Genomic DNA, 4413 nt, shown 5'->3' with positions numbered 1-4413 from the left:
AAAGAAGTGTGAAATTACGATATCCGGAAAATTTTACCTGGTTATCGCCGGGAGGGGAATATCAGAAGTGGAACGGCACAGCCTGGGTGAAGGATACGGAAGCAGAAAAACTGTTCCGGATCCGGGAGGCGGAAGAAACAAAAAAAAGCCTGATGCAGGTAGCCAGTGAGCATATTGCGCCGCTTCAGGATGCTGCAGATCTGGAAATTGCAACGAAGGAAGAAACCTCGTTGCTGGAAGCCTGGAAGAAGTATCGGGTGTTGCTGAACCGTGTTGATACATCAACTGCACCTGATATTGAGTGGCCTGCTGTCCCTGTTATGGAGTAATCGTTTTGTGATATGCCGCAGAAACGTTGTATGAAATAACGTTCTGCGGTTAGTTAGTATATTGTAAAGCTGAGTATTGGTTTATTTGGCGATTATTATCTTCAGGAGAATAATGGAAGTTCTATGACTCAATTGTTCATAGTGTTTACATCACCGCCAATTGCTTTTAAGACTGAACGCATGAAATATGGTTTTTCGTCATGTTTTGAGTCTGCTGTTGATATTTCTAAAGTCGGTTTTTTTTCTTCGTTTTCTCTAACTATTTTCCATGAAATACATTTTTGATTATTATTTGAATCAATTCCAATTACCTGAAGTCTTTCATCTATAATTGGCATTGTATGTATTGGTTTATTGGAGTAGATGCTTGCTTTTCTGAGCCATAGCTCTGATATCCAAATGAAGCCATAGGCATTTGTTATTTTGGCTCTGTCAGCTGCATAACGCCAAAAAATATATTTATCTGCTTGATCTTCAAATGTTGTATTGATTAAATCAATTGGATGGAATTGTTTATCATAAAAAATTAATGTTTGAATGTGATAACCGTCCTTTAAAAAAGTCGTTTCTGCAAGCTTGGCTGTATAGTCAACTAACTCTTCTGTCGAAGTGATATTTTTAGGCTTATCTACCAGTTTTAGACGCTCTTTAATATCTTCAGGAATTATTTTATTGTCATATTGTATCATGCTAAATGACAATTTGCTTATGGAGTAATCTTTTAATTTTAAATAAGTTATTCTCCTGGCTTCATCAAATAAAGAGTCGAATGATGTTGGCGAAATCACATCGTCACCCATTGGATTGTTTATTTGTATGCCAAGAGAGTTACAGCAGTTATACATTCTGCCATAGATTATAGCTAAGGCATGTAATAATTCGTAATCTTTTAGCGTATTAGCGACCCATCGTCTTTCTGATTTAATAATAGATGATTCAGTTAAATATGAAGGTAATTTCTTTTGTGCAAGTCTGACTAACTTTTTTATACCAATGTTTAACATACTTTCATTTGTAATAAACTCAATGTCATTTTCTTCAATGTAAGATGAAATAAGAGTAGCCTTTGCCTCGCTATACATTTCTAAATCGCCTTGTTTTTCTATCGTATTGCGAGAATTTTTAGCCCAAGCCATTAATGGATCATTTTTCCATTTTTCAATAACATTATTGTTATACCAAATGTCATATCCTATAATCTGGTTTTTGTTTTTTTGAATAATAAATGTTACTGTTCTTGCGGTTTGGAGGAATTGATTCAAATTCAAGCGAAATAATTCAGGGTCAAAATATGTATCAATGCAGCATTTGAGCAAGTGCGATAAATCTTTAAGTCTTCTTTCCCATGGTTTTTTAGTCATAAAACTCTCCATTTTGATAGGTTGCATGCTAGATGCTGATATATTTTAGAGGTGATAAAATTAACTGCTTAACTGTCAATGTAATACAAGTTGTTTGATCTTTGCAATGATTCTTATCAGAAACCATATAGTAAATTAGTTACACAGGAAATTTTTAATATTATTATTATCATTCATTATGTATTAAAATTAGAGTTGTGGCTTGGCTCTGCTAACACGTTGCTCATAGGAGATATGGTAGAGCCGCAGACACGTCGTATGCAGGAACGTGCTGCGGCTGGCTGGTGAACTTCCGATAGTGCGGGTGTTGAATGATTTCCAGTTGCTACCGATTTTACATATTTTTTGCATGAGAGAATTTGTACCACCTCCCACCGACCATCTATGACTGTACGCCACTGTCCCTAGGACTGCTATGTGCCGGAGCGGACATTACAAACGTCCTTCTCGGTGCATGCCACTGTTGCCAATGACCTGCCTAGGAATTGGTTAGCAAGTTACTACCGGATTTTGTAAAAACAGCCCTCCTCATATAAAAAGTATTCGTTCACTTCCGATAAGCGTCGTAATTTTCTATCTTTCATCATATTCTAGATCCCTCTGAAAAAATCTTCCGAGTTTGCTAGGCACTGATACATAACTCTTTTCCAATAATTGGGGAAGTCATTCAAATCTATAATAGGTTTCAGATTTGCTTCAATAAATTCTGACTGTAGCTGCTGAAACGTTGCGGTTGAACTATATTTCCTTATAACTTTTACGAAAGAGTTTCTTTGAGTAATCACTTCACTCAAGTGCTTCCCTGCCTCCAAACGATACCTGTTAGCAATATTTAATAGCTTGAAATGATGAAGAGCTCTGTGTTTGTCTTCCTGCCTCCAGTTCGCCGGGCATTCAACATAAAAACTGATAGCACCCGGAGTTCCGGAAACGAAATTTGCATATACCCATTGCTCACGAAAAAAAATGTCCTTGTCGATATAGGGATGAATCGCTTGGTGTACCTCATCTACTGCGAAAACTTGACCTTTCTCTCCCATATTGCAGTCGCGGCACGATGGAACTAAATTAATAGGCATCACCGAAAATTCAGGATAATGTGCAATAGGAAGAAAATGATCTATATTTTTTGTCTGTCCTATATCACCACAAAATGGACATTTTTCACCTGATGAAACAAGCATGTCATCGTAATATGTTCTAGCGGGTTTGTTTTTATCTCGGAGATTATTTTCATAAAGCTTTTCTAATTTAACCTTTGTCAGGTTACCAACTACTAAGGTTGTAGGCTCAAGAGGGTGTGTCCTGTCGTAGGTAAATAACTGACCTGTCGAGCTTAATATTCTATATTGTTGTTCTTTCTGCAAAAAAGTGGGGAAGTGAGTAATGAAATTATTTCTAACATTTATCTGCATCATACCTTCCGAGCATTTATTAAGCATTTCGCTATAAGTTCTCGCTGGAAGAGGTAGTTTTTTCATTGTACTTTACCTTCATCTCTGTTCATTATCATCGCTTTTAAAACGGTTCGACCTTCTAATCCTATCTGACCATTATAATTTTTTAGAATGGTTTCATAAGAAAGCTCTGAATCAACGGACTGCGATAATAAGTGGTGGTATCCAGAATTTGTCACTTCAAGTAAAAACACCTCACGAGTTAAAACACCTAAGTTCTCACCGAATGTCTCAATATCCGGACGGATAATATTTATTGCTTCTCTTGACCGTAGGACTTTCCACATGCAGGATTTTGGAACCTCTTGCAGTACTACTGGGGAATGAGTTGCAATTATTGCTACACCATTGCGTGCATCGAGTAAGTCGCTTAATGTTCGTAAAAAAGCAGAGAGCAAAGGTGGATGCAGATGAACCTCTGGTTCATCGAATAAAACTAATGACTTTTCGCCAACGACATCTACTAATCTTGTGATAGTAAATAAAACAATTGCATGTCCAGAGCTCATTCGAAGCAGATATTTCTGGATATTGTCATAAAACAATTTAGTGAATTTATCATCGTCCACTTGAATCTGTGGTTCATTACGTCTTAACTCTTCATATTTAGAAATGAGGCTGATGAGTTCCATATTTGAAAAGTTTTCATCACTACTTAGTTTTTTGATAGCTTCAAGCCAGAGTTGTCTTTTTCTATCTACTCTCATACAACCAATAAATGCTGAAATGAATTCGAGCTAGACAAGAACCTTTTACGGGCACACCGATGACAGGAAGTGGTGTCATTGCAGCCACCATACCTGGCAAGTGAGCAGCCCCACCAGCTCCAGCGATAATTGTTTTAATTCCACGCTTGCTTGCGGAAATAGCATATGCTGACATCCTATGTGGAGTTCTATGAGCAGAGACTATTGTCACTTCAAATGGAACGCCAAAATCTTTTAAAACCGCACATGCGGCAGACATTACCGGCAAGTCAGAGTCTGATCCCATGATGATTCCAACCAATGGTTTGACCATTGCTTCCAAGTCCAACTTTTGAGCGACAGAGATTTTGATTGGAATATCAGTTCTACCTGTAATGTAGTTCAGCCTTTGTTCACATTCCGCCATACTGGAGGCAATAATATTTATGTGACCTACTTTTCTGTTAGGTCTAGCTCGGTACCCTATGGCTACCCGTAAGCGCTATATGAAGTTTTTGGAACAATATGTGTATATTGATGCGGAAGACCAGGCGGCGCTTGCTGAAATGAGGTTCGTATG

4 protein-coding genes and 2 pseudogenes are annotated in these 4413 nt (G+C 37.7%); 1 reads left to right on the top strand and 5 read right to left on the bottom strand.

Annotated features, from left to right (window positions below; translation table 11 throughout):
• The coding region (locus tag HKX41_10335) for a tail fiber assembly protein (GenBank protein NNC24536.1) at positions 1-329 on the top strand (329 nt) is incomplete at its 5' end.
• A gap of 128 nt (positions 330-457) precedes the next feature.
• Here HKX41_10335 and HKX41_10330 read toward each other — a convergent pair.
• From HKX41_10330 to HKX41_10310, 5 genes and pseudogenes are all read right to left on the bottom strand, one after another.
• The gene (locus tag HKX41_10330; GenBank protein ID NNC24535.1) at positions 458-1690 is read right to left on the bottom strand and encodes a hypothetical protein; all 1233 of its coding nucleotides are present in this window, start codon (positions 1688-1690) and stop codon (positions 458-460) included.
• A gap of 590 nt (positions 1691-2280) precedes the next feature.
• On the bottom strand, positions 2281-3171 hold the full coding sequence (locus HKX41_10325; GenBank protein NNC24534.1) for an HNH endonuclease: 891 nt from the start codon (positions 3169-3171) through the stop codon (positions 2281-2283).
• Positions 3168-3884 (bottom strand): annotated as a pseudogene (locus HKX41_10320) (ATP-binding protein). The gene HKX41_10325 and the pseudogene HKX41_10320 overlap by 4 nt, the downstream one beginning before the upstream one ends.
• Positions 3841-4167, bottom strand: coding sequence for a hypothetical protein (locus HKX41_10315; GenBank protein ID NNC24533.1), 327 nt, complete (start codon positions 4165-4167; stop codon positions 3841-3843). Before HKX41_10315 ends, HKX41_10320 begins: the two are co-directional and overlap by 44 nt.
• 72 nt (positions 4168-4239) lie before the next feature.
• Positions 4240-4320: pseudogene (locus HKX41_10310) on the bottom strand (hypothetical protein).
• Between the last annotated feature and the right edge of the window lie 93 nt (positions 4321-4413).

Source organism: Salifodinibacter halophilus (assembly GCA_012999515.1).
GTDB classification, from domain to species: domain Bacteria; phylum Pseudomonadota; class Gammaproteobacteria; order Nevskiales; family Salinisphaeraceae; genus Salifodinibacter; species Salifodinibacter halophilus.
This window is presented reverse-complemented; position numbering and strand designations above follow the sequence as displayed.

Excerpts from the sequence above, each read along its gene's own strand:
- HKX41_10330 (NNC24535.1), bottom strand. The coding sequence starts at position 1,690 with ATGACTAAAAAACCATGGGAAAGAAGACTTAAAGATTTATCGCACTTG.
- HKX41_10325 (NNC24534.1), bottom strand. The coding sequence starts at position 3,171 with ATGAAAAAACTACCTCTTCCAGCGAGAACTTATAGCGAAATGCTTAAT.
- HKX41_10315 (NNC24533.1), bottom strand. The coding sequence starts at position 4,167 with ATGGTCAAACCATTGGTTGGAATCATCATGGGATCAGACTCTGACTTG.